Origin of the sequence: Novosphingobium marinum (assembly GCF_013408095.1) — a bacterium.
In the GTDB taxonomy this organism is placed as follows: domain Bacteria; phylum Pseudomonadota; class Alphaproteobacteria; order Sphingomonadales; family Sphingomonadaceae; genus Novosphingobium; species Novosphingobium marinum.
In genome coordinates this window covers 852,474-878,034 of sequence record NZ_JACBZF010000002.1, presented here as the reverse complement: position 1 = coordinate 878,034, position 25,561 = coordinate 852,474, and the positions used below count along the sequence as shown (strand labels likewise).

Genomic DNA, 25,561 nt, shown 5'->3' with positions numbered 1-25,561 from the left:
CACGGCCAGATTCGTTTTCCGGTATGGACTCGTTGGGCCATTCGGCACCAATCAAGAAGTAGACGCAGGCGATCACGAGGCTGCGTCCCGGCGGAAATAGGGGAACGGTTGTTCTCCGTATGTAACGTGCAGACGAACGGTGTCTCCTATCGCGACAGCGCCTGCGCTTTCGTCGAAGAAGGCCGCGATCCTGCATTCGGGTGCGTCCTCGGTCACCACAAGGCCGGTAGAATATGGCTCCCGCACGCTTTCGAGGAGCGGCCTTTCGACGCGCGTCACGGTAAATACCTTCGCCAGCGGACCGACCGGACGCCATTCGATCGATGCGCCGGGACAATGAGATGTACCGGCGCCAGGATACCATTGCCATGCCCGGCATTCCGAGCAGCGCGGCAAAAGCAACTGTCCATCGTTCAACCCCTCCCAATAGGGTTCGAGCCACTTGGCCTGCCTTGGCGCCCTGGAGAGTGGTTGAACGGACACTTTCACGAACTCAGCAAATCGGCCGCGCGTGAAAAAAGCCTTGGCACGGACGATGAAGCGCGCTCCCAGGCTTCGTCGCGTTTGCGGCCGGTCCTGTGAAGCTTGATCTTGTAGCCCGCAATAAGCGCGATGCGATAGCACGCGAGCGCATGGAACCAGTCAAGGTTGCCAACGGCGCGCTGCGCCGCCTCCTCGTACGATGCGACAAGGCTCGCCAGGTCCAGTCCTTCACCACGTCGCTCGACGGGATCCCATGCAAGCGGATCGTTCATCATGATAAACCATGCAATATCGAGCTCTGTGGCACCGATATGGGCGACTTCCCAGTCGACCACACCGGTAACGACGACCCCGCTATCGTTCCGATCGAACAGGATATTGTTCGTCTGAAAATCGCCGTGGCAGAGCCCGGGCGTCCACTCCGCCGGTGCGGACTTCGCGAGGGCATCCGCCAGTTCCATGCCGATCCCGGTCCAGTCCGCCTGGGCCGAGCGATCGAGGGCCGGTTGCCAAAGGGCAACTTCTTCAGCAGGTGTGCGCTGCGTGTCCCATCCATCGAGCCGGTCCAGGACCGAACGCTCGTGAAAGCGCGCCAGTTCGCTTGCGGCGGCGCAGTAGGCCGACCGGCGGTCCTCTGGAGGCAGCCACGGCTTACCGCCTTCCGGCCCCATAATGAGAGGTCTGCCCGCCAGCATCTCGACGATCATGTGAGCTCCGGCAAAGTCCTGCCCGGTTGCCGACGCATCCACGACTGACGGCACCTTCGCCCTTGCGTTCGAAAGCAGGCGAAGAAGCGAGGCCTGGCGCATGAGATTATCGGCTGCCCTGTCGCCCTGTTCGGGTGGCGCAAGCCGGACGACGAGATCGCGGTGCCGGTCGCCCTCGATGACGGTGAAGCAGAATGTTTCGCCGGAGTGACCGCCAAGATCCCGCACGCTTTCGACCCTGGCAAGCGGTCCGCAAAACCTCGCTGCCCATGCCTGCAGACCGTCGATCACCGCGGCCGGGGGCATCAAGGCGGAGGGACTTGGAGAAAGCGGTTCGGCGGTCATCTTGATACAAGAAGGCAGATCCATCGGACCTGACTAGTTTTGTCCTTTCCATCGGGCGTCAAGCAGGTGCACGGCATTCCTCTCCATGACACTTTCCTGCTCCAAGCCCACGTCGAGGGAATGAGTTACCTCGTTGAGACAGTGCGATCCCGCACCTATCACGAGCGTCGATTATCTATGACTGGCCAGTCATAATCAAGCGCCAAACGCCTCGCGTCGTCAAGAAAATGATTTATCAGTCATAACGAATGAGCCCTTCGCTTTCTATGCCTCCGTGGAGCCGGCGTTGCCCGAAACAATCGCATACATCGCCAAAAAACATTTTGTCTTACCGTGAGACGATGGCACTGACCTTGCCGGTTGGTACCGTTGCGAAGGCCCCGGAACCTTGCCAATTGCCTATACGCCGAGAGCGAAACTCGGACGATCGTAGGAGCAATTTCACGAAGTTATCGATTGGTAATACCCGAAACTGGACTGGCTGTGATCGACAAAGGCCTTCTCATCTTCGATCGCGCCACTGACGGCTTCGCTCGACATCAGCGCAACCCCGGCGGCGACATCATCAAAATAGGAAAGGACAACGCCATCCCATACCCGATCGGAGAAACCTAACCTTGCAGCGAGTTCCTTGCTCGCACCTTCGTCGACGTGGCATTGCTTGTACCTTACCCCCTCGACATCCTTTCCTACCTCGAGATGGTCGCCAAACCAGTGCGACATGAATTCCTTGTGCGACAGGTTTTGCTGCCGCCGAAGCCCGAACACGAGCAACGCCGGCCCCGTTCCCGACGTGATCGCCACTTCGTTGCCGGCAAATGCGCTGGACCTGGATCGGTCGATTGCCGAACCGAGCTGCGCTACGACTTCACTGGCAGCCGAGAAGAGATCGCTCCAGCCCTCCGACGATTCCGATGAAAGTTCGCAAACGAGATTGGCGGGCTTCGGGCCTTCGGAAGTCAGCATCTGGTGAGGTGTCGGAGGCAAGCCCGTCTCTTCGACAAGAATCGAGATACTGAGAGAAACTTGGTTTCCGATGGAAGCGCGAGTAGCGCGTAAGGTCGATGGTAAATCCTTGGCTTCGGCGGCGCCGTTCTTGCCCAAGGCACATGTAAGAACAATTTTCCTGTTGAGCGGTACAGTCATCGGCCTCTCCAAAACTTTTGCGTTTGCAATTCGACCCGGCCATCGCAGTTCGCGAATGTGATCAGTCCCACTCGAGCTTCAGCGCCGAGAGAAACCTGTTCACGTCGTTGGCTTCGTACTCGACGCCACCATCGTTCTTGAGCCGCATGCTCGGCAGCCGGGCCGTCAGCTGCTCGAGAGAGATCGCCATTTCCATTTTGGCAAGACCGGCCCCGACGCAAAAGTGCTTGCCCGTATTGAACGTCATCATCGGCGGGCTGTCCGGTCGAACCGGGCACAGGCTTTCCGCATCGGCGAAGCGAGCGCCATCGTGGTTTGCCGATCCGAGCAGAACAAAGATTTTCTCGCCCTTCTTCACCTGATGGCCATGCATGGTCGTGTCTTCAAGGCACGTGCGGTAAATCCCGAGAAGCGGCGCATCGAGGCGCAGTATTTCGTCAACATAGGCAGGAATCAATCCGGGATTCTCTATGACGGCAAGCCAGTGATCCCGATCGCGGAGCATGTGAAGCATCATATTGCTCAGCGCCAACTTGGTCGTCTCCTGGCCAGCCCCGACAAAAGTGTGCGTAAAGGTGATTATCATCTCGTCGACAGACAGGTTCCACGGCTCCGACGAGAGAATATCGATGACCGCATTCAGGCGATCGTCCTTCGGGCTTTGGAGACGCGAGTTGATGTGGTCGCGAATGTAATGCTGGAACTCGACCGCGTTTCTTGCGGCAACGACCTGCTCTTCGTCGTCCATCGCCTTTGCAAAGAACTTGAACGTCTCATCGACCCACAGGGGAATGCGATGCATGTCTTTTTCGGCATCGTCGAAGCCGATCATGCGCAAGGTCGTCAGCACGGCCAGGGGATAGGCGAAGTCACTGACGAAATCGCACTCGTTGCGGCCTTCAAGGTTGTCGATCAGCTTTGAAACGAGGCCTTCGATGACCGGCTTTATCTCCCTGAGTTGCGTGGGCGTGACCACGCTGGTTATGGCGCCTCTGAACCGACGGTGCGTTTCGCCTTCCCCCGTGAGGAGATTCTCGGTGACCAGCCAGTCGACGCCCTTTCCCAGCTCTTCGCGAGCGGCAGGGCAGTACCCGTGCGGCTGCGCCGCTTCGAGGGACCCCTCGATTGAGAACCGGTCGCTCCTGACCACTTGCAGCACGGTGTCGTAGGTTGTCGCTACCCACGCGTTATATCTCTTGGACCAGAAGAAAGGCTCGTTACTTCTGATTTCTTCCAACGTTTTATAGAGTTCGCCGAAATCGTAACGCGAGGGGTTAAATTCTGTTGAGTAATCCACTTCTGCCATGCTCCCAAATTTTTCTTCGAGACCCGCAGGCAACCGGCCCGTGAAGGGAGCGACAGGATTGCGGCTGGCCAGCTCTGTCAGCTGTAAAGGATATCTCCCCGTGCCGACGGTTCATTGCGCCGGAAGCTCTTCCGGAAACTCTGTGCTTTGGATTCTACCGCGACACCATGAGCGCTTCAAGCACCTTGGTGACTGCTGAATCAAAGTTCATGATATTTAGCTCCATCGGCTTTGCCTCGGAGATGGACGAAGGTTAAAAGCCAGGGCGCCAAGGGGTGAGACAGAGGAGAGACTGGGTGCAACGGAGATGCGAAGGCAAGACTGTCCTGGTTACTGGCGGCGGAAGTGGGATCGGCAAGGCTGCAGCCCTGCTGTTCGCCAAGGAAGGCGCGAGGGTCGTTATTGTCGACCGCAACGAGGAGACCGCCCTGCAAACCGCGAGCGAGATTGCCCGGTCGGGCGGTGATGCACTCGGAATCCGGGCGGACGTAAGTAAATCGGAAGAGGTCTCAGCCAGCGTCGACAAGGCGGTCGAGACATTCGGAAGCCTGCACGCGTCTTTCAACGCGGCGGGCGTCCCCGGCCCGTGCGTTCCGATCGGCGACATTGCGGACATGGACTGGGCCGAAACGATCGCTGTCAATCTTACCGGCACGTTCCTTTGCATGAAGTATCAGATCGGGGCGATGTTGGGGTCCGGTGGCGGCGCAATCGTCAACATGTCGTCGGCCGGGATTCTCAAGCCAGTTTGGACCCAGCCCGACTACCAGGCGACAAAGGCGGGAATCCTTGCACTGACGAGAAGTGCCGCCCTGAACTATGGCCCCCGGAATATCCGGGTCAACGCCATACTGCCCGGGGTTACCAGGACGCCGCTTCTAGAGGGATCGCTTGATGATGCGGGGATCGACGCGCTTGGCGAGATGATGCCGATCCGGCGGGTTGCCTCCAGTCAGGAGATTGCGGCTACGGCCGTCTGGCTCACGACTTCGGAAGCCGCCTACGTAACTGGAACAGGACTGGTCGCCGATGGTGGCATGCAACTTACCTAACCGCCGAGATCCATGACATTGCGCAGCGCATGGAACGTAAACCATTCCACCTGCTTCGTTCGTCAGAGATGCATGGCCCGGCCACGCCTGCGCGGGCCGGAGTCTTGTCATCGCTCAATCTGCTGAAACCAGCAGAGTTCCCTCATTCCGGCCGCTGAAAAGGTCGAGGAAGCTGGCAGGAAGGTTTTCGATCCCATTGCGCAGGTCCGTGCGATTTACCAGCAAGCCCTCGGCGTACCACTTTTCGAGGCTGGATCGGGCCTCATCAAAGTCATCGACAAAATCGCCGAGCAGGAATCCCTCGATGCGAACGGACCAGTATACGAGCTTCATCATGTCATTCGGTCCCTGCGACAGCTTGTCCGAATCGTAGGCGGAAATCTGACCACAGACCGCAATACGCCCCTTGCGGGCTATGTTATCCATGACAGCCTGAAGGATTTCGCCGCCGACGTTATCATAAAATACGTTGACGCCATCGGGGCAGAGTTCTGCAAGCCGCGCGCCCACGTCTTCGGTCTTGTAATCGATGGCGTCGTCGAGGCCGAGCTCGTCGCGAAGCCAGTCACATTTGGTCTTCCCGCCGGCAATTCCGATGACCCGCGCGCCGATGATACGAGCAATCTGCGCGGCCATCGATCCTGTCGATCCGGCAGCACCCGAGACGACCACCGTTTCACCTCTGGCGGGGCGACCGATCCGGGTGATACCGAAGTAAGCCGTCATGCTGTTCAATCCGAAAATGCTCATCGCCTTTTCGAAGGGCAGATCGGCGGCGACCGGCAGGGTAGGCGTCGCGAACTTGTCCGGCTCGATCACGGAATAGTCTTCCCACCGCGAAAGTAGAATATGCCTCGAACCCTTGGGGAAATCGGGGTGGCGCGAATCGATGACGTCGACCCCGGCCATCCCGACGATCGGCACTTCGAGCTGTGCGGAAGCCCTGTAGCTCTTGCCCTCCTGATTCACCCAGTTGCGCAAGGTGGGCGCACACGCGAACATCCGGTTGCGGACCAGGATCTGGCGGTCGGCCAGGTCCGGCTTTTGAAATTCCTCCTCAGAGAAACGAAAATTCTCGACGGCCATCTTTTCGTCAGGCCGGCTGGCAAGAAGCCAGCGTCGATTATTCAGAGCCACATCCATATCCCGATAATTGAAACTAACAAAAGCTGTGCCGGATTTGCAAATCGGCACCAGTACATGCTCGGCCGATTTTCACCATCGCGGCGCGATTGCGCCGGCAAGCTTTAGAATACAGTGGCGCGCTTTCGACGAGGATTGCCGGCTGAGTGGTGATGCCTATTAAGCCGCCGCTCGGCAAGGGACTTGACGCAATGCAGCAGACTCGGGCCGCGATGACGCGTGAGTCCTAGGCCTTTGGCAGATACTCACGTTCAATCGGGTGCCCTGCCCTGCTATTGAAAAGGGAGCGCGGTGTGGCCGCGCTCCCTTCCAGCCCCGCGAGCAATCAGTACCTAACCGTTGCTTGAAGCGCGACGGTACGCGGAGGTAGGGGGAAACCGAACTGGTCGGCTGGAACACCCGCAGCGGTGCCAGTTCCGGAACCCGTGCTCGGCGCGTCCTGCGCATAGGTGAGTACGTACTTGTTCGTCAGGTTCTTGCCGATCAGCGCAACCTGCCAGCGGTCATCCTCGGCACCTACTCGGAGCGATGCATCGAGCATTGCATATGCCGACTGCCGGTCCAGCGGGTTCCCGAACGGGCTGACGAGATAGGAGTCGCTGTAGCGCAGGTTCGTGGTCAGGCCCGCCTTTAGTCCGGATCCGATTTCCGTTTCGTAGTTCACGGTCAAGGAACCGGTCCACTCCGGAGCAAGCTGGGTGGGCGTACCTTTCAGATTCTGGTGCACGTAAGGGATTGTCGCGGTTGCCGCCATACAACCTTGGGCAGGAGTCTGGCCCGCGTAGCACGGCGCACCAGGAAATCTTGTGTACTCTGCATCGTTGTACGCGAATGCCGCACGGACATTTAGTCCGGGAGCCGCGCGCGGCGCCCACTCCGCATCGAATTCAATGCCACGAGTCCGGGCGGTGCCGGCATTGAACGTGACGAAGGTTGTAATTGCCGAGTTGAAGAAGTCGACCTGAAGATCCTTGTAGTCGTACGTGAAGGCAGTCACATTGAGGCGCAGTTGGTTATCCGCCAGCTGAGTGCGAATGCCTGCCTCGAAGCCATCGACGGTCTCCGGCTGGAAGGCCAGATCGTTGACGGATGTCGTGATCGTGTTGAGGCCGCTGATCGAGAATCCACCGGACTTGTAGCCTGTCTTGTAAGCACCATAGACGGTGAGATTGCTGTCGGGTCGCCAGGTAAGAGTGACTTCGGGTGAGAAGTCGGTGAACTTCTGGTGATAGATGAACTGACTTGCTGGTACGGTCGGATCGAGCATGCGGAAGAAGCCGCGAAGATTTGGATGTACGTAGGGCTGCGCGTAATTCGAATCCTTGGTTTCGTGCGTCAGTCGGCCACCTGCCGTCATCTGAACTGTCGGTACGATGTCCCAGAGTAGCTGACCGAAAGCAGCAAACGTATTGCCTTCGGTGTCGCTCAGCTTGCGGACTGTGAGGGGGACCAGCGAGGGGTCGGGAGCTGCCGAGTTTATCGCGTGACCGGCAGTAGGTGAGCCCGGGAAAATGATATCCTGCTGGAAATCCAGCTGAGAAGATTGGTAATAGATGCCAACGAGCACGTTCACAGGGAAGTCGAAGCTGGTTTGCGCCCTCAGCTCTGTTGAATAGGCATGATAGCTCGTGTCGGTTCCTGCATATGTTCCGCGGTTTGCGTTGGACGTCGTGTCCGACTTCAACATGAACTGGTTTTGGAATTTCTGGTAACCATTCACCCAGTTCAGCGATAACTTGTCGGTGTCGTACCTGATCGTACCCGTTACTGTGTAGGACCGGTACTCGTCATAATTCTTGCCATCCTTTCTGCCGAGGAGGGGGCTGCCGCTTACCAGGCCCGAGGGAAGATCATCCCAGTAGCCTTTCCAGTTCTTGTTACACTCGTTGCCCGGCTGCAGTTGTGACGTACCGTTGATCGGGCAGAGGAAGAGTTCGTTCAGAAAGCCCGGCGTAGTTGCCTTTCGGTCTGCAAAGGAAGCCTTGATCGTCGCGCTGAACTGGTTGTCAGGCTCCCATTTCAGTGTACCGCGCAGGTTCAGGTTGCGTTCGAGCGGTCCATAGCGGGTTGCTGGCGGTACGTTGTAGTCAGTGATGGTCCCCGTCGGCGTGTCGGTGACCCGGAACGTGCCGCCTGTAGACTGGTTACGGATGTAGCCCTGATCCATATCGGTGAAACGCCCTGCGAAACGGGCACCGAGGGTGTCGGTCAGGGGCACGGAAATCATGCCCTCGAAATACTTGTCCTGCGTACGGAATTCATAACCGGCACGCGCCATGGCCTCGAAATCTGGCCCCGGGTCGGCAGTGGTGAAAGAAAGGGCGCCGGCAGTCGAGTTCTTGCCGAAGAACAGCGCCTGCGGCCCCTTGAGGATTTCGACCTGCTGCATGTCGAATACGGCTTCGTTCAAGACTCGGCCCTGCCCGTAATAGACACCGTCGACATTTACCGAAACTGACTGTTCGATACCGATGCTTGTGAAGTTGGAGCCAATCCCGCGCAGGCTTAAATTCGCGCCGCTGCCGGTACTTCCTCGTGCAACGACGAACTGCGGTACCGACTGCGAGATCGCCTCGATGTTGTTCAGATTGCGATTGGCGAGTTCTTCGGACGTCACGGCAATCACGGCAACCGGGATGTTCTGTACGCTCTCCTCGCGCTTACGTGCAGTTACGATGATGTCGGAAAGACCGCCCTGCGACGCGCTTTGCCTCGACTCGTCTTCGCTGGTCTGGGCAATTGCCGGTGTCGTAAAACAACTGGCGATCGCAAGCGCTCCCAACGCGACGAAACGCGAACCCACCGGAGATTCTCTCAAAACCGTCATTTTCGCTCCCCTCCCAAGAAAATGCGTCAGGCATTATCCACCTGCGCACCATGCAAGTGCATCAAGCGCAAAAAAAAATGATCCGTCAATCATATCAAGTATGACATGTAACTTTTCCTGCGCTAGGTATCCTGCATGGAGCAAGTGGATCGAAAAAAGTCTGTAGATGCCTTCGGGGATCGGTCAACACACTGAAATATATGGGAAATGTTTCACCCGTTTCCGGTGACGCGCGATTTGCCTTAGTGCGAGTGCGCGACTTTACCGGGATCAGGAACCAGGAAGTTTATGATCCGCTGTTCATGTTTTCCATTCTGATAGAGCGCTTCCAGATGAGCGATGAACCGTCTGTTTTGTACGACAAAATCGAACAAGGGATCGCGCGGCTGACCCTCAATCGACCGCCAAGCCGCAATGCCCGGAATGTCGCAATGTCCCATGCATGGGCATGACCGACGAATGCTTGGTAGGTCATTACCGAAAACGAATCCTCACGATCGGTTCGATGTTCGGCACAGCGGACTGGCATGTGGCACGGCTCTCCCCGGGCAGAGGCAGCTGGTTCTTCGAGATAAGTAAAACGGGGAGGAGAAAATGAAGTCGAGAGAACCGATGGTGATGCCTTCGACGTCCTACAAATGGTTCGGGCTAGTCCTGCTCATGCTGATCGGGCTGACGAACTATATGGATCGTCTCAGTATTTCTATACTTCAGGTTCCCATCAAGGCGGATCTCGGTCTTACCGATACACAGCTTGGGGCGATCACCGGACTTTCGTTTTCGCTCGTCTACACGCTGGCGGCGATACCCATTGCCCGCATGTCCGATCGCAGGTCGCCCAAGCTGGTCATTATCATCTGCCTGATCGCATGGAACGCGCTTACCATGCTTTGCGGTCTTGCCGAAAGTTTCCTGGCCCTTGCGATCCTTCGCATGGGAGTAGCGATTGGCGAAGCGGGATGCGCGCCGACGAGCCAAGCTTTGATCGCCGGCTATTTCCCACCGCATCAGCGGGGCCGGGCGATTGCCATGTGGCAGATGGTGTTCCCCTTGGGGAGCCTCATAGGCATCTTCGGAAGCGGAGTCCTAAGTGCAGCGCTTGGTTGGCGGCAGACATTTTTCGTTCTCGGCGGCGTTGGCCTGCTTGTCGTGCCACTTGTCCTTGCATTTTTAAAGGAGCCACCCCGCGCCGAGCCTCCTCAAGCCGCAGGTGCGCCAATCGAGCCTGGCGACGGAACCATGAAGGTGCTGCGCGCCCTGCTGACGCTGCGCGGCTACAGGCTACTACTGGCGGCAGGCTTCATGGCCGCCATTCCTCTCAATGCAGTACTTAACTGGAATGCACCATTCTACGGTCGCAGCTATTCGCTGCCGATCCAGGAGGTCTCCTATGTTGTTGCCCTCACCGCTGGCGTGGGCGGCATTCTGGGAATGATCGGCGGCGGATTTGTCAGCGATATTCTCGGGCGTCGCGATCAGCGGTGGTATTGCTGGTTCCCCGCTATCGCAGTCGGCGTCGCACCAGCATTTGCAATGGCCCAGTTTCTCTTGGCGCCCTCTTTGTCATTGTCTCTCCTGGCAGGGGTGATCTGTGCGATATTGCTGAATTGCTGGATGCCGCCACAGGCAGCGCTTGGCCAGCTCGTGGTGAACCCCGCCGACCGAGCCCTTTCGGCCGCGTGCATCGTAGTGACGGCGGGTCTCGGTGCCGCGGCAGGACCGTTCCTGACCGGGATTCTGAGCGATATGATTGCAGGCTGGACACTTGATTCAGACAATGCGCTGGCTATTGCGCTGACGCTTGTATCTCTGACCGCATTGCCTGCATCGCTCCTGTTCGTCCTGTCCTCGGTCTATCTGCGCGAGGATATCGCTCGAGCTCAGGCGCACCAAATGTACGCTGGCTGAGCCAACGGTGCTGTCAGTTCTCTGTGTAAGGCTCTCCATTGGGCGGAGCGATCCCTATGACAGCGATGTGTCAGGCAACGAGAGACTGCCACTCGGCCCATGCAGCCAAGCGGCGTTCTTTATAGGTTTTCCACTCGGCGAGATGGCGTTCCTGGCTGAAGTGGTTGTGCAATGATGCATGGACTGAAGCGAAATTCTGTAAAGACTTCATCTGCCGGAACCAGAGCATCGCACGCTCTCGTCGTCGGAATGGTAGGCGGCTGTTCTCGGCGCGGCCGCTGGCATAGCGACCGATCTTCTGCTTCGCTGCGTTGCCAAGTTCCATCCTCGCGGCCTGGTGGGGGGCGTGGCGGTGCTGATGGTCTGAACGCAGCTTCTCTCCATCGGCCACAGCTCGACCTGCGTTGGAAAGGCTCAGGCTGTGAGCGGCAAACCGGCGCACATGTTAGAGTGCCTTTTCTCTACTTTTCGCCGGGAGCAGCCCAGCGCTTGTCCGATCAGAAGGATTGCGGGGCCGTCACCCAGGGCGGTCTTGCTGGTAAGTCCGAGAAGGTCGAGGCGTGTATGGAATATCCGCTCGTCGGGCAAGCTGGCATTCTCGACCAGTGCCACGGGTGTATCGGCGGAAAGGCCGTGTTCGAGCAGACGGACCGCGACTTCCTCCGCTGCGGACTTGCCCATGTAGACAGCGAGCGTCGCTTCTGGATCGGCGAGTGTCGTCCAGTCGATCTCGAGCTTTTCGCCCGCGCGTGCATGCGCGGTAACGAAAGTCAGTTTGCGGGCCATTCCGCGAAGTGTGAGGGATGCGCCGATACTCGCCGCTGCCGCGCTTGCCGCAGTGATCCCCGGACAGATTCCAACCGTGATGCCAGCGCGGCGGCATGCCTCCAGTTCCTCTGTGGCGCGCCCGAATATCGAGGGGTCTCCGCCCTTGAGGCGGACAACCCTCCCTCCGGCATTCGCCGCCTCTACGATCATTCGATCGATGGTCTTCTGGTCTTTCGAATGACGTCCCGAGCGTTTCCCGACATGTATCAGCGTGGCGCATCGGTGGGCCAGATTCAGAATTCCCTGTCCGACAAGGGCATCGTGGAAAATGATGCTGGCAGACGCGATGAGTCGCTCTGCCTTGCGCGTCAGGAGGTCGGGGTCGCCCGGCCCGGCGCCAACGAGCCAGACTTCGCCCGGCGCAATCATGTTCCGGATCCTTCGAAGCGATCCAATACCGGGAGAGTCATGACAGTTCCTCCTCTGCAAGCACGGCGCAGCGATCGAGAAGTATGGCAAGTGCAGGCCGGCAACTGCCGCAATTGGTGCCCGCGCAGGTGGCCTTGCCGATTTCAGTGACGCTTTGCGCTCCGCCGGCATGGGCCACTGCGATGTCCTTTTCCCCGATGCCATGACACACGCACACGATCGGCCCCCGGTCGGGAGCCGGTTTGCTGGGGCGACCGGCAAGCACTTCGGACGCATTTGCGCCAAGTGTGCCGAGCTGGCTCGCGATCCATCTCCTGGATGGAAGTTCGCCGGTTCGTGTGATGAACGCAGCGGCAACGAGTGCTCCATCGCCGTTGCGTACGGCGATCCGTCGCATGCCGCGTGCCTTGTCCAGCGCCTCGAGTTGTTCGCCATCCGGCAGCCATTCATCGAGTGTCATGGGGCCGTTTCCGGCAAGTTCGTAAAGCCAGCCTCCGGAAACCCGGCTGCGCGACCAGTAAAGTAAACCGTCGGGATGGAACGCCTCGGAAGTTGCCATGAAGGCGCGCCAGGCAGGTTTGACCGGACTGACCCGGGCGGCCGTATTCTTGAAGCCGGGCTGTCCGGAGACAGGATCGACATCCTGACACGGCAGGCGGTTGGTACGCCCTTCCCCCGCCATCGCATCGGACCAGTGCATCGGGATGCTCACTTCGCCCGCGCGCTGTGCATCTGTAATGCCAACGCGAAAGACCGATTCCCCGGACATCGTTTCCACTTTGACAAGTCCCCGATCCGTCAGTCCAGCCCGGACAGCATCGGCGGAGCAGATTTCCAGTATCGGTTCGGGACGATGCTGCGAGAGCGTGGGGGAAAGCCCGGTTCGCGTCATTGTGTGCCACTGATCGCGGTAACGGGCGGTATTGAGGCGAAGCGGGAAGTCCTTGCCGGTTGCATGTCCGGCGGGCTTGACCGGGACCAGCCGAGCCCTGCCGTCCGCTGTCGGAAATCCAGATGCCAGGGGCCGCTCGCCGCCCCACTGAAAAGGGGCCAGCGCTTCGTATCCGTTGCGGTCGAGCCCGGCGTATCCGGTGATGTCGAGCGCCTTGCCGCGTTCGGCGGCAAGGCCAGTCATCGCCGCGAATTCCCGGAAAACGTCGGCGGGATGCTGCCAGGAAAACGCATCGCCCCAACCCAGTCGGGATGCGACGCCGGCGATGATTTCCCAGTCGGCGCGCGTCTCGCCCGGCGGCGCAAGAAAAGCTCGCTGGCGGCTGACGCGGCGCTCGGAATTGGTCACCGTGCCGTCCTTCTCTCCCCACGCATGGGCAGGGAGCAGGACATGCGCGAAGCGGGCGGTATCGGTATCGGAGATGACCTCGGACACCACTACGTTGGGACATCGCGCCAGCGCCTCGCGAACGAAGCCCGAATCGGGAAGCGAAACGGCCGGATTGGTGGCCATGATCCAGACAAACTTGATCTTGCCGCTGTGGATCGCGCGGAACATGTCGACGGCCTTGAGGCCCGGTCCGGAACAGATGGTCGGAGCGTTCCAGAAACCCGCAACCGCTTCGCGCTCGTCAGCCGAAAACCCGAGGTGACAGGCGAGCATGGTCGCAAGCCCCCCAACTTCGCGCCCACCCATCGCGTTCGGCTGGCCGGTGATGGAAAAGGGACCTGCGCCGATCCGGTTTATGCGACCGGTAGCGAGATGCAGGTTGATGATCGCATTACCTTTATCAGTGCCGCAAATCGACTGGTTGGCACCCTGGCTGAAAAGCGTGACGGTGCGAGGGTGCGCTGCGAGCAAGCCGCAGAGCTTGCGAAACGCGCCTGGATCGACGCCGTGGCCCGGTGAAAGGGAACTCCAGAAGTCGGCATCGGCCTCCACCCTATCTGCGAGAAAAGCCTCGTCGAGCAGTCCGCGCGACCTCATCTGGTACAAGAGGGCATTGAACAGCGCGACATCGCCATCGGGCGGCACGGCGACATGAAGGTCGGCCTGCTCGGCGGTCTCGGTGCGGCGGGGATCTATAACGACGATTTTCGTGCCCCTTCGCTCGCGCGCTTTTTCGATCCTCTGCCAGACGACCGGATGGCACCAAGCAGTGTTCGAACCCACCAACAGGATCAGATCGGCCGCGTCGAGGTCTTCGTAGGAACACGGGACCACATCCTCGCCGAAAGCCCGAACCTGGGCGGCAACCGCGCTTGCCATGCAGAGGCGCGAATTGGTGTCGATGTTGCCCGAGCCGATGAAGCCCTTCATCAGCTTGTTGGCCGCGTAATAGTCCTCGGTCAGGAGTTGTCCCGAAACGTAGAAGGCAACGCTATCGGGGCCGTGCTGCTCCATGCAGGCCGCCATCCTGCCGGCTACGCTATCGAGGGCCGCTTCCCACGAAACCCGATTGCCATTTATCCGGGGATGGAGCAGGCGTCCCTCCAGACCCACCGTCTCGCCAAGGTGCGTCCCTTTCGAACAGAGCCGACCGGCATTGGCCGGATGCTCGCGGTCGCCTGTGATCGACACCGAACGATCGCCGATGACCCGCGCGGTGATTCCGCAGCCAACGCCGCAATAGGCGCAGGTGGTGCGTATAGCTTTCACCCGGTCAGGCCGCCCGAGCCCCGGTTCCGGCCGGTCCGGCGCGCGGCGCCACGACTGCGGAACGTTTGAGGTAGATGCGCCCCGCGTCGACCTTCAGCGGAATGCTCGGCACGCAACCTTCATCCGATCCCAGCGCATTGCCCGAACGCAGGGAAATGGTCCAGTTGTGCAACGGACACGTGACCACATCGCCATGGACGATGCCCTGGCTCAACGGCCCCTTTCTGTGCGGGCAAGCATTCACGAGCGCGAAGAATTCACCGCGCATGGTATGGAACACCGCGATTTCCTCACCACCCTGGACGGGTAGCGTCCTTGCGGTCCCGGCCTCGATTTGCGTGACGGGCCCGATATCCAGCCAGTCTCCGAACATCATGCCTTCTCCATTTCGGCAGCAACCGGACGAACGGTCGCAATGTGGCTGTGCAGATCGGAACGCTCACCGGCGGCACGCCTGGCCCACGGATCGTCCTGCATGAAAGTCTGCGAAAAGCGGAACCGCGCGGCGAGCTGCGCCACGGTATCGGGATCTGAGAACAGCCGCTCCTTGACGTGATCCAGTCCGACTCTCTCGATCCACGGCGCTGTTCGTTCGAGGTAATATGCTTCTTCGCGGTAGAGCTGGATGAATGCGGCACAGTGATCGAGCGCCTCGCGCTCGCTCTCCACCTTGCACAGGAGGTCGGTCGCGCGAACCTTGATTCCGCCGTTTCCGCCGACATGCAGTTCATAGCCGGAATCGACACAGACCACGCCGAAGTCCTTGATCGTGGCTTCGGCGCAATTACGCGGACATCCCGAAACCGCGATCTTGAACTTGTGCGGCATCCAGCTGCCCCACGTCATGCGTTCGATCTGCACGCCAAGGCCGGTGGAATCCTGCGTGCCAAAGCGGCACCATTCCGACCCGACGCAGGTTTTCACCGTGCGGAGAGACTTCCCGTAAGCATGGCCCGAAACCATTCCGGCGGCATTGAGGTCGGCCCAGACCGCGGGCAGGTCCTCCTTCCTGATCCCGAAAATATCGAGCCGCTGGCCGCCTGTGACCTTTACCATCGGGGCGTCATATTTCTCGACCACATCGGCGATCGCGCGAAGCTCGCGCGGGTTGGTGATGCCGCCCCACATTCGCGGGACGACCGAGTAGGTTCCGTCTTTCTGAATGTTGGCGTGCATGCGCTCGTTGACGAAACGGCTCTTCTGGTCGTCCACGTATTCGCCCGGCCAGGCGCACAGCAGATAATAATTGAGCGCAGGTCGGCACGAGGCGCAGCCATCCGGTGTGCTCCAGTGCAGTTCCTGCATGACCTGTGGAATTTCTCTCAGGCCCTTCTCGACGATCTGCCTGCGTACATCGCCATGCGTGAAGCTCGTGCACTTGCACATCGCCTTTGGTCCGCTTTCTACGTCACCCCCCAAGGTGACCGAAAGCAGGCTTTCGACGAGACCGGTGCACGATCCGCACGATGCTGACGCCTTGCAGCCTGCGCGAACCGCGTCGAGCGAATGAGCCCCACCTTCGATGCACTTGACTACGGTCCCCTTGGAAACGCCGTTGCAGCCGCAGATCTCCGCATCGTCGGAGAGCGCCGCAACGGCCGCACTAGGGTCCGCCAGCGCACCTCCGGACGCGAATGCCTGACCGAAGATGAGTCCCTCGCGAATGTCCGAGAGGTCCTCCTGCCTGCGCATGAGATCGAAATACCAGTTACCGTCCGCTGTATCTCCGTAGAGAACCGTGCCGACAATCCGGTCGTCTTTGAGAACGATGCGCTTGTAAATGCCCCGCGAAGCGTCGCGAAGAACGATGTCCTCGCAGCCTTCTCCGCCCGAGAAATCGCCCGCCGAAAAGAGGTCGATGCCCGAGACCTTGAGCTTCGTCGAGGTAACCGACCCTGAGTAGCCGGTGGGCGCATCGGTTGCGAAGTCGGCGAGCGAACGGCACATGTCCCACAGCGGTGCCACGAGGCCATAGCAAAGACCGCGGTGCTGCACGCATTCGCCTACTGCCAGGATCGCCGGATCGGACGTTACCATGTGATCGTCGACGAGGATGCCGCGCTCGACGTCGAGGCCCGCTGCCTTGGCGAGTCCGGTCGCGGGCCTGATGCCGGCAGCCATCACCACGATGTCCGCCTTGACGCGCGTACCGTCTTCAAGCTCGATCCCGACGACCCTCCCGTCGACGCCGTGGATATGTTTCGTGTTGGCGCCGGTCAGGATGGTCTGCCCCCGGCCTTCAAGCTCTTTCCTGAGCAGCCAGCCGGCCGCTTCGTCGAGCTGGCGCTCCATGAGCGTGGGCATGAGATGAACGACGGTGACCTTCATCCCGCGGAGCGAGAGGCCATGCGCCGCCTCCAGTCCGAGAAGGCCACCGCCGATCACCACCGCGTCGCCGCCCGTTTCGGCGGCGGCGAGCATCCTGTCGACATCGTCGAGATCGCGAAAGGTGACCACGCCGTCGAGATCATGGCCTGGAACGGGAATGATGAAGGGGTCGGATCCTGTGGCGATCAGCAACCGGTCATAGGGTTCGACCCGGCCGGATCGAGCGACGACGCTTTTGTGCTCGCGATCGATATAGTCGACCCGATCGCCCCAAACGAGCGTGATCGCGTTGTCATCGTACCACTCCTGCGGATTGATGACGATTTCCTCGAACCGCTTTTCGCCCGCCAACACGGGCGAAAGCATGATCCGGTTGTAGTTCACGCGCGGCTCCGCGCCGAAGATCGTGATGTCGTAGCGGTCGGGTGCGCGGGCCAGTATTTCCTCGACCGCTCGGCACCCTGCCATTCCGTTGCCAATGACTACGAGCCTCTCCCGACCTCGTGCCGGGCTGCTCCGGCCCTTGATGCTCATGGGTGCATTCACGTCACGACTCCGTCTGCGACACGCACAATGAAAAAGCCGCCACGAGCATTCCTTGCGGGAATGCACGGGCGGCTCCATTGCCACGCGTATGACTTAAACTTGAAGGCCAGGCGCTCGATCGTCCAGCGTCGGACGGCGCACGGTTGCCTTCACCTGATGTACCCGCCCGAAGTCTCCGCGACAAGCCGTTTTTGCGTTGCAGCGTAGATTTCGAGGAGGGCGTGGCGGGCGCCGGTCCAAGATTGGGGATTGCGCCTGCCTTCACAACACGGGATCAGTACGAAAACTCGACCTGAACCCAGAACTTCTCGGTATCGACCGCAAAGTCCTCGGCGTCGTAACGAGCATATTTAAAGAGGATGCCGTAGTTCCCGAGCTTGAATCCGAGGTTCGCATCCCATTCCGAACCGTAGTCGAGGCCGCCGACGTCGCTCTCGAACTTATGATAGACGACCGCTGCCTTCAGGCCCTTGAGCGGGCCTGCATCGCCAAGGGTCTTGCCCACGGAAGCATAGTAATCGCGCAGACCGGCAGTCGGTGTCGTCAGAAACAGGTCGGCCCAGCCGTTGAAGGCATGAAGCGTGGCGAGCGGGGTCTGAAAGGCGGCGACGCCATCGTCGCTGCCCAATTCCTCGTACCCGGCCTTGACACCGAAGCCCGCGATCGACGCTCCGAGTTCCGCCTGGATATAGTCGGCGGAATAATCGACCGGATTGTCCTTGTAGTCGCTTTGTCTTGCGTAACTCGCCTGAATGTCGACCTTGAAGGACGAGCCGAGCGGTACAGAAGCGTTCGCAAGGACACCGAATGTCTTGCTCGAGAAGGCGATCCGGTCGTCGTAGCCGATGAGGTATGCAAAGCCTTTCAACTTGTACCAGTCCTTGGCGAGACCCGCGTTAAGCAGCACGATGTCTCCCTTGAATCGCTCGTTGGGGCTTTCGCTGCCGAAGATGGTGCGCTGCGAAATCGCATAGGTCGCGTCGAATGCGACCGGGCCGAACTTCGCCTCGCCCCGAATGGCATCGAAGGTCTGCTCGTTCTGCCGCCAGCCAACGTTACCGACGAAGCGGGCGTTATCGTAAATGATCCGCTGGCGCCCGACCGTCAGGCCCAATCCGCCTGCCTTGTAGCCCGCCTGGAGTCGATTGAGTTCGACGCTCTCCGGATCGGCGACGACCGAATAGGGCTCTGCGCCGAGGTACCCGTTGTTGCCGGGGATGGTGTCATTGTAGTTGTTTGAAAGCGCAAGCGTGGCTTCGGCCTCGGCAAGCACCGAAAAACCGTCGACCGAGACTTCCGCGCCGGCTCTCATCCGCACCGTGAATGCGTCGGCATCGCCAGCCGCATTGTCCTGGTCGACCCCTTCGTAGCGGACCCGGCCGTCTATGATCGGGTCGATGGTGAGCGTGTCGTTCACCTGCACCGGATCGCCCGCCTTGGCGGCGGCGGGTGCCGCGAGGGCCAGGGAAGCAGCGAGAGCAGAAAGCGAAAGTACGGTTTTCATGCGCAAAGTCTCCGACTGCAGCCGTTGCTGGCTGCGATGCGATTGGATCGAAGACAGGCGCCATTGCCCGTCGGGTTTTCCCGGATGTTCCCACCCCCCGGCGGGGTCGTTCTTGCGCTTTGCCGGCGGACCCCCTTGTCCGCCAGGGGCCCGTTCGCGGACCCTGCGCTGTTGCGTCAGGCAGCCTTCGCGGCTGGACCGTGATCGTATTCCGCAAGGAAATGCAGGACCTCCTGGCGATACTGGTAAAACCTCGCATCCTCGAGAAGCGTCTTGCGGTTGCGCGGTCGCGGCAGGTCTACCTTCAGAATCTTGCCGATCGTGGCATTCGGACCGTTGGTCATCATCACCACCCGGTCGGCGAGCAGAATTGCCTCGTCCACGTCATGGGTCACCATGATCGCAGTCACCTTCGTGCGGTTCCAGGTCTCGACGAGCACATCCTGGAGGTCCCAGCGCGTCAGACTGTCGAGCATGCCGAATGGCTCGTCCAGCAGCAGCAGTCGCGGACTGAGGGCGAACGCGCGCGCAATGCCGACGCGCTGGCGCATCCCGTTCGACATTTCTGCGGCAAGCTTTTCCTTGGCATCGCCCAGCCCAACGCGATCGAGGTAGTAATCGACGATATCGCGGCGTTCGCCCTTCGGTGCATGCGGATAGACGCGCTCCACTCCCAGCTCGACGTTCTGCCGTGCGGTAAGCCAGGGCATCAGGCTCGGAGCCTGGAATACCACCGCCTTGTCCGGACCTGCCCTGGCGATTTCGCGATTGTTCAGCACGATTCCGCCGCCGCTGATCTCGTTAAGGCCTGCCGCCATCGTCAAAACCGTCGACTTGCCGCATCCGGAGTGGCCGATGAGTGAAACGAATTCCCCCTTGTCCATCAGGAGGTTGAAGTCCTCGACCACCGTCAGCGGCCCCTTCGGCGTAGGATAGACTTTCGAGAGCTTGAAGAACTCCAGATAGCGTGTCTCGACCGGAGACTGGCCCGCCTCGCGATAGGCCTTGGGCGGGGGCGCCAGGTCGAGCGGAGTGACTTTGGGAAGCTCCGTCGCGCTCTCGCCTACGGTCGAACCCTGCTCGTTCAGCTTGCCGAGATAGCCGACGATCTCGCGGCGGAGCGACTGGAAATGCCGATCGTCGTTTACTGCCTCCCGATCGCGTGGACGTGGAACGTCGACATCGAAGACCCGCCCGATCCGCGCTGCCGGGGCCGGCGTCAGGATGGCCACCCGATCCGCCAGCAGGAGTGCCTCGTCGACGTCGTTGGTCACAAGGATGATCGTGCGCTTCTCTTCCTTGCGGATGCGCTCGATCTCGTCCTGCAGCTTGGCCCGGGTTAGCGCGTCGAGAGCCGAAAGCGGCTCGTCGAGGAGCAGTATTTCGGGCTCCATCGCAAGTGCCCTCGCCACCGAGACGCGCTGTCGCATGCCACCAGAAAGCTGCGCGGGCTTGCGGTCCATGGCATGACCGAGCCCTACAAGCTCGACTTTCTGCCTCACCAGTTCTGCGCGCTGGGCCGGCGTGCGGTCCTTGTGCACCGCATCCACCGCCATCGCGACGTTCTTCTCGACAGCCAGCCAGGGGAAAAGCGAATAGGACTGGAAAACCAGGCCACGCTCCTTTCCGGGACCTTCGATCGGCTTTCCGTGCAGCAGGATCTCTCCGGCGTCCGGCTCGACCAGCCCGGCGACCGAGGAGATCAGCGTGGTCTTGCCCGCACCCGAGAAGCCTAGGATCGCGATGAATTCGCCTTCCTCCACGTCCAGGTCGATGCCGTCGAGAACTTGCGTCACGCCGCCGGTCTGGCCCTTGTAGCTCTTGGTCACGCCCTTGATGGAGAGGATCGTTGCCATGAATATGTTCCCTGCGTTCGTAATTGCCGTTCAGACAGTGCGGTTGCGACCGGCAAACCTCTCCACGCCCATCATGAGGCGATCGAGCAGGAAACCGATGAGGCCGATCACGATGACCGCGAACATGATCCGCGCGAGCGACTGCGAGCTGCCGTTCTGGAACTCGTCCCAGACGAACTTTCCAAGGCCGGGATTCTGAGCGAGCATCTCGGCCGCGATCAGCACCATCCAGCCCACGCCCAGCGACAGTCGCATGCCGGTGAAGATGTAGGGAAGCGCGCTGGGCAGCACGAGCTTGGTAAGCTTCGCGAACGTGCCCAGCTTGAGGACCCGACCGACCGCGAGCAAATCCTTGTCGATCGAAGCCGTTCCCACGGCGGTGTTGATCAACGTCGGCCAGAGCGAGCAGAGCATCACCACAATCGCCGAGATCACGAAACTCTTGGCCAGGGTCGGATCGGCGCTGGTAATCGTGGCGGACACGACCATCGTCACGATGGGCAGCCAGGCAAGCGGGCTGACCGGCTTCATGATCTGCACGAGCGGGTTGATCGCGGCATTGAAGAGCGGTGAAAGGCCCGCGGCGAGACCGATCGGTACGGCCACGATGCTGGCAAGGGCGAAACCCAGCGCCACGGTCTGAAGCGAGGTCACGATCTGGTCGAGGAAGGTCGGCGGTCCGGCATAGTCGAAGGCCTGTGGCTGCGTTCCGGCTGCAATGCGGGCATCCTGTGCTGAATAGAAATCGGCTTCGGACTGCTTGGCGGCCTGCCATTCCTCGAACAGGGCTACACCCTGCTCGGCCACCTCGCCCGGCCCCGGCAACGCCCCGAGCGAAGTATCGACCTGCGGAGCCAGAACGCCCCAGGCCATCAGGAATGCGACGACACCGAGGATCGGTGCTGCCAGGCTCAATCCGAACTTGGAGGTGATTGCCCGCATGTTGAAGACGGGCGGGACCGGTGATGAGCGCACCGCGCCTTCGCTCCCTGTCGCTTCAGTCCCGGTTTCCGGCATCGTGCGGCGATCCTGGCAAGTCTCGCCAGAACCCGCGAGATCTGCATAAGCGGTGGCCATGGGACGTCTCCTTGCTTTCGTGTCCGCTGAATTCAGCTGCCGGTCACGCCGGACGCCGAAACTTTCTGACCCTTCTTCAGGCCGATCTTGAATTTCGCCAGGTAGGCGTTGGGCTGCTTGCCATTATAGGTGATGCCGTCGATGAAGCCCGACTGCTCGCCGCGATAACCATCCGTCTTGGGGACCGAATCCGCCGGGATCGTACCCGCCTCGACGAGGGCATTGGCTGCCGTCAGGTAAAGATCGGGGCGATACACGGCCTTTGCCCGCTCGAAGTACCACTGGTCGGGATGGTCTTCCGGAATCTGGCCCCAGCGGCGCATCTGCGTGAGGTACCAGATTGCATCGGAGTAGTACGGATAGCCGGCGTACTTGTCGAAGAAGATGTTGAAGCCAGGCGCATCGCGCGTGTCTCCGGGTTCGAAGGTGAACTTGCCAGTCATGGAGGCGGCGATCACTTCCTCGTCCGCACCGACGTAGTTCGGCTGCGACAGGATCTTGACCGCCTCCACCCGGTTGGCGCCGTTGTCGGCATCCAGCCACTGCTGGGCCTTGATGATTGCGCGCAGCATGGCAGCCGTGGTGGCCGGGTACTTGTCCGCGAAATCCTTGCGCAGGCCGAAGACCTTTTCGGGATTGTCGTTCCAGATTTCGTCGTCGGTGATGATCGGGACACCGATCTTTTTCTGGACGGCCGCCTGGTTCCATGGCTCGCCGACGCAATACCCCTCGATCGTTCCCGCTTCGAGCGTCGCCGGCATCTGTGGCGGCGGCGTCACCGAAAGCTGCACGTCTGCGTCTACCGTGCCACCGACGTCGCCGGGCGTGTAGTAGCCGGGGTTGAGGCCGCCTGCCGCGAGCCAGTAGCGCAATTCGTAATTGTGCGTCGAAACCGGGAAGACCATGCCCATGTTGAATGGCTTGCCCTGTTGCTTGAAGCTTGCAACCACGGGCTGGAGCACGGAAGCGCTGATCGGGTGCTTCGGCTTGCCACCTTCCATTGGCAGGTTGGGCTTGACCTGTTCCCAGACCTTGTTCGAAACCGTGATCGCGTTGCCGTTGAGGTCGAGGCTGAGCGGTGCGATCAGATCCGCCTTGGTACCGTAGCCGATGGTGGCTGCGATGGGCTGCCCGGCAAGCATGTGCGCCCCGTCAAGCTGCCCGCCGATTACACCGTCGAGCAAGACCTTCCAGTTCGCCTGGGGTTCGAGGGTCACGTTGAGGCCCTCTTCCGCAAAGAAGCCCTTCTCCTTGGCGATCGCGAGCGGAGCCATGTCGGTAAGCTTGATGAAGCCGAACTTGAGGACCGGTTTCTCCACCGCACCTGCCGCAAAATTCGCGCCTGCCGCTTCCGCCGTGGCGGCATCGCCGGTATTGCCGCAACCCGCAAGCGCCAAGCTGGCGAGAAGCGCCACCATCGCCGAGCGCCTGCTGAACCTGAAACCCCGATCCTTGACCATCTTGCTTCCAACCCCGTTTCGCGACTGGCCAACGCAAAAAACCGCCTCGACAGGGTCCCGGAGAGGACCTGACGGGCGGCGACGTTGCCACTGATTGCAGAAGTTTCGCAGTCCGGCGTCCGGGCATCCCACCCTTGGGGCCCAACCGGTTGCGATGCAGCCTGATTAAGCGATTCGCTCGCTAAACGCAAAGCCCTTTTTTGCAATGCGGCATGATTTTTTGATCATGGCAGGGATTCGAGGTATTCTTTCGAATGGTGAGGATCGAAAATCATGCCGTCGAAAAAGCGGTTTGATTCCAGTGTCATGTTGCCTTGCTGTGTCGTCACTGCGGTGGCCGATCCCAAGCTGCCCTCTACCTTCGAGCTGGCTCCGGGTAGCGGTTCCCCGGTCCCGACGAGTGCATTGCGATACACGTCGGGCCTGAAAACCCGTGCCGCCTTCGCGGCCTCGGCCGGATCGAACGGAGTGCCGTCCCAACGCGCCATTTGCGTGTAGAGCCACTCGGCCTGGCTCACCCACGGAAAGTTCGCGGCCTCGCGATACTGGAACATCAGGTCGGGATAGGTGATGAGGCTGCCTCCCCGGGCGAGTAGCAACCGGTCCGATATGGCCCGGCGGATCAGGCCTTCGTGCCCGTCGAGATACTCCGGCCGCGCGAGGATGGCTGCATTGCGCTCCCAGTGGACCGGATCGACGAAATGCGATGCGGCGCGACACAGGGCGCGGATCAGACGCTGAACGCTATCGAGCTTTTCCTCCAGCACCTCTTCCCGCAATGCGAGTACCTTTTCCACTCCACGCCGCCAAATCTGCGCAGTCGCAAGCACGATCTCGCCCGCTCCCCGCTCAACCGCGACGCTGTTCCAGGGCTCTCCCACGCAGATGCCATCGACTTCCCCGGCAGCAAGCGCATCGGCGCAAAACGGCGGCGGAATGGTCGAAATGATGACGTCCCGGTCCGGCCTGATCCCGCAAGCGGCCAGCCAGTACCGTAACATGTAGTTGTGGCTCGAATAGCGGTGTACGACACCGAACCGCACGGGATCGCCTGCATTGGACCTGCGCATCGCGATCGAGCGCAATCGCGCGCCCGTCTCTGCCGGATCGCCCATTTCCGGTTCTGGTCGTACCTCGCGCGCCAGTTCAGGGTGCAGGGTGACCGCATTTCCATTCAGCCCGAGCACGAATGGAACGGAAATCGGCTGCGCGGGTCGACCTCGGCCCAAAGTGGCAGCAATCGCCAGGGGCGCGACCATGTGGGCCGCGTCGCTATGCCCGTAAAGCAGACGATCGAGGACCGTTGCCCACGTCGCATCCTTGACGAGCCGAAGCGACAGCCCTTCTTCCTCGGCGAACCCGTGCTCGTGGGCAAGGATAGGCAAACAGGCATCGACGAGCGGCAGGAAACCGATGGTCAGTTCGTCGGGCACTTCATGCTCCCCCCTCCAAGAGTTTCTGTGCGGTGACGATCGCTTCCGCGATGTCGACGATGCGCTTGCCCTTATTCATCGCGGTACTGCGAAGCTCGGCGTAGGCCTTGGGTTCGGGTAGCCCGCGTGACGTCATGAGAATGCGCTTCGCCTTGTCGATCATCTCGCGCTCAGCAAGCTTGCCTTTCGCTTCCGCAAGGTCGCTCTGCAGGCGCGAAAAGGCATTGAAGCGCGTGATCGCAAGGTCAAGGATGGGCCGGATCCGGTTGGGCGAAAGGCCATCCACGACGTACGAGGAAACCCCTGCCTCTACCGAGGCGACGAGGGCCTCGTCGTCCGAATCGTCCACGAACATCGCGATCGGCCGCGCAAGCGCCCGACTGACCGCAAAATACTCCTCCAGTACGTCGCGCGACGGATTTCCTAGATCCATCAGGACGATGTCGGGCGCGATGTCCTCGATCCGCGCCACCAGACCGCGCCGCTCGTTGACAACGAATATTTCGCAATCGTCGACATTGGCCAAGCCTTCCTCAATGATCGTTGCGCGCGCGGCGCTCTCATCGACAATGGCAATGCGCATCAGCTTATATTGCACTGCAGCAAGGCCGATGCAATCCCTGCGCAGGGCT

20 protein-coding genes and 1 pseudogene are annotated in these 25,561 nt (G+C 60.5%); 3 read left to right on the top strand and 18 right to left on the bottom strand.

The window, feature by feature from the left end; all coding sequences use genetic code 11:
• Nucleotides 1-72: 72 nt before the first annotated feature.
• The 5 genes and pseudogenes from FHS75_RS17840 to FHS75_RS09055 all read right to left on the bottom strand — a co-directional run bounded on the left by FHS75_RS17840 (nt 73) and on the right by FHS75_RS09055 (nt 3,987).
• Complete coding sequence (locus FHS75_RS17840; RefSeq protein ID WP_229735523.1) at nt 73-279, bottom strand: hypothetical protein; 207 nt, start codon at nt 277-279, stop codon at nt 73-75.
• A 60-nt stretch (nt 280-339) separates the two neighbouring features.
• Nucleotides 340-483 (bottom strand): annotated as a pseudogene (locus tag FHS75_RS18245) (zinc ribbon domain-containing protein); the annotation flags it as partial.
• A gap of 2 nt (nt 484-485) precedes the next feature.
• On the bottom strand, nt 486-1,496 hold the full coding sequence (locus FHS75_RS09065; protein WP_179407339.1) for a phosphotransferase family protein: 1,011 nt from the start codon (nt 1,494-1,496) through the stop codon (nt 486-488).
• 480 nt (nt 1,497-1,976) lie between these two features.
• Nucleotides 1,977-2,681, bottom strand: coding sequence for an EthD domain-containing protein (locus tag FHS75_RS09060; RefSeq protein WP_179407338.1), 705 nt, complete (start codon nt 2,679-2,681; stop codon nt 1,977-1,979).
• A gap of 61 nt (nt 2,682-2,742) precedes the next feature.
• Nucleotides 2,743-3,987, bottom strand: coding sequence for a cytochrome P450 (locus FHS75_RS09055; RefSeq protein WP_179407337.1), 1,245 nt, complete (start codon nt 3,985-3,987; stop codon nt 2,743-2,745).
• A gap of 296 nt (nt 3,988-4,283) precedes the next feature.
• Here FHS75_RS09055 and FHS75_RS09050 point away from each other — a divergent pair, with 296 nt between their 5' ends.
• The gene (locus FHS75_RS09050) at nt 4,284-5,039 is read left to right on the top strand and encodes an SDR family NAD(P)-dependent oxidoreductase (RefSeq protein ID WP_179407336.1); all 756 of its coding nucleotides are present in this window, start codon (nt 4,284-4,286) and stop codon (nt 5,037-5,039) included.
• A 114-nt stretch (nt 5,040-5,153) separates the two neighbouring features.
• Here the strand turns inward: FHS75_RS09050 and FHS75_RS09045 are convergent, their stop codons facing one another.
• Both FHS75_RS09045 and FHS75_RS09040 read right to left on the bottom strand, forming a co-directional pair.
• Entirely contained in the window at nt 5,154-6,233 is a 1,080-nt protein-coding gene (locus FHS75_RS09045; protein WP_342356011.1) for an NADP-dependent oxidoreductase, read from the bottom strand.
• A 274-nt stretch (nt 6,234-6,507) separates the two neighbouring features.
• Nucleotides 6,508-9,009, bottom strand: coding sequence for a TonB-dependent receptor (locus FHS75_RS09040; protein WP_179407335.1), 2,502 nt, complete (start codon nt 9,007-9,009; stop codon nt 6,508-6,510).
• 251 nt (nt 9,010-9,260) lie between these two features.
• Here FHS75_RS09040 and FHS75_RS09035 point away from each other — a divergent pair, with 251 nt between their 5' ends.
• Nucleotides 9,261-9,461 carry a hypothetical protein gene (locus FHS75_RS09035; protein ID WP_179407334.1) on the top strand — a complete coding sequence of 67 codons (201 nt, stop codon included), beginning with the start codon at nt 9,261-9,263 and terminating at the stop codon, nt 9,459-9,461.
• A 142-nt stretch (nt 9,462-9,603) separates the two neighbouring features.
• A complete protein-coding gene (locus FHS75_RS09030; protein ID WP_179407333.1) occupies nt 9,604-10,917 on the top strand; it encodes an MFS transporter in 1,314 nt (437 codons plus the stop codon).
• Between the two features lie 70 nt (nt 10,918-10,987).
• Here FHS75_RS09030 and FHS75_RS09025 read toward each other — a convergent pair whose 3' ends face one another.
• The 11 genes from FHS75_RS09025 to FHS75_RS08975 all read right to left on the bottom strand — a co-directional run bounded on the left by FHS75_RS09025 (nt 10,988) and on the right by FHS75_RS08975 (nt 25,512).
• Nucleotides 10,988-11,242 carry a hypothetical protein gene (locus FHS75_RS09025; protein ID WP_179407332.1) on the bottom strand — a complete coding sequence of 85 codons (255 nt, stop codon included), beginning with the start codon at nt 11,240-11,242 and terminating at the stop codon, nt 10,988-10,990.
• Nucleotides 11,243-11,331: 89 nt separating this feature from the next.
• Nucleotides 11,332-12,114 (bottom strand): uroporphyrinogen-III C-methyltransferase, encoded by a 783-nt coding sequence (gene cobA / locus FHS75_RS09020; RefSeq protein ID WP_179407331.1) that lies wholly within the window; start codon nt 12,112-12,114, stop codon nt 11,332-11,334.
• Between the two features lie 37 nt (nt 12,115-12,151).
• A complete protein-coding gene (locus FHS75_RS09015) occupies nt 12,152-14,725 on the bottom strand; it encodes a nitrate reductase (RefSeq protein WP_179407330.1) in 2,574 nt (857 codons plus the stop codon).
• Nucleotides 14,726-14,729: 4 nt separating this feature from the next.
• The gene (gene nirD / locus FHS75_RS09010; RefSeq protein ID WP_179407453.1) at nt 14,730-15,098 is read right to left on the bottom strand and encodes a nitrite reductase small subunit NirD; all 369 of its coding nucleotides are present in this window, start codon (nt 15,096-15,098) and stop codon (nt 14,730-14,732) included.
• Nucleotides 15,098-17,587, bottom strand: a complete 2,490-nt coding sequence (gene nirB, locus FHS75_RS09005; protein WP_179407452.1) for a nitrite reductase large subunit NirB — start codon at nt 17,585-17,587, stop codon at nt 15,098-15,100. Before nirB ends, nirD begins: the two co-directional genes overlap by 1 nt.
• Before the next feature lie 286 nt (nt 17,588-17,873).
• Complete coding sequence (locus FHS75_RS09000; protein WP_179407329.1) at nt 17,874-19,103, bottom strand: alginate export family protein; 1,230 nt, start codon at nt 19,101-19,103, stop codon at nt 17,874-17,876.
• A gap of 176 nt (nt 19,104-19,279) precedes the next feature.
• Nucleotides 19,280-20,959 carry an ABC transporter ATP-binding protein gene (locus FHS75_RS08995; protein WP_179407328.1) on the bottom strand — a complete coding sequence of 560 codons (1,680 nt, stop codon included), beginning with the start codon at nt 20,957-20,959 and terminating at the stop codon, nt 19,280-19,282.
• Between the two features lie 30 nt (nt 20,960-20,989).
• A complete protein-coding gene (locus FHS75_RS08990; protein WP_179407327.1) occupies nt 20,990-22,036 on the bottom strand; it encodes an ABC transporter permease in 1,047 nt (348 codons plus the stop codon).
• A gap of 32 nt (nt 22,037-22,068) precedes the next feature.
• Entirely contained in the window at nt 22,069-23,496 is a 1,428-nt protein-coding gene (locus FHS75_RS08985) for a CmpA/NrtA family ABC transporter substrate-binding protein (protein WP_179407326.1), read from the bottom strand.
• A gap of 224 nt (nt 23,497-23,720) precedes the next feature.
• Nucleotides 23,721-24,929, bottom strand: a complete 1,209-nt coding sequence (locus FHS75_RS08980) for an ABC transporter substrate-binding protein (RefSeq protein ID WP_179407325.1) — start codon at nt 24,927-24,929, stop codon at nt 23,721-23,723.
• A gap of 1 nt (nt 24,930) precedes the next feature.
• Nucleotides 24,931-25,512, bottom strand: coding sequence for an ANTAR domain-containing response regulator (locus FHS75_RS08975; RefSeq protein ID WP_179407451.1), 582 nt, complete (start codon nt 25,510-25,512; stop codon nt 24,931-24,933).
• Nucleotides 25,513-25,561: the final 49 nt, after the last annotated feature.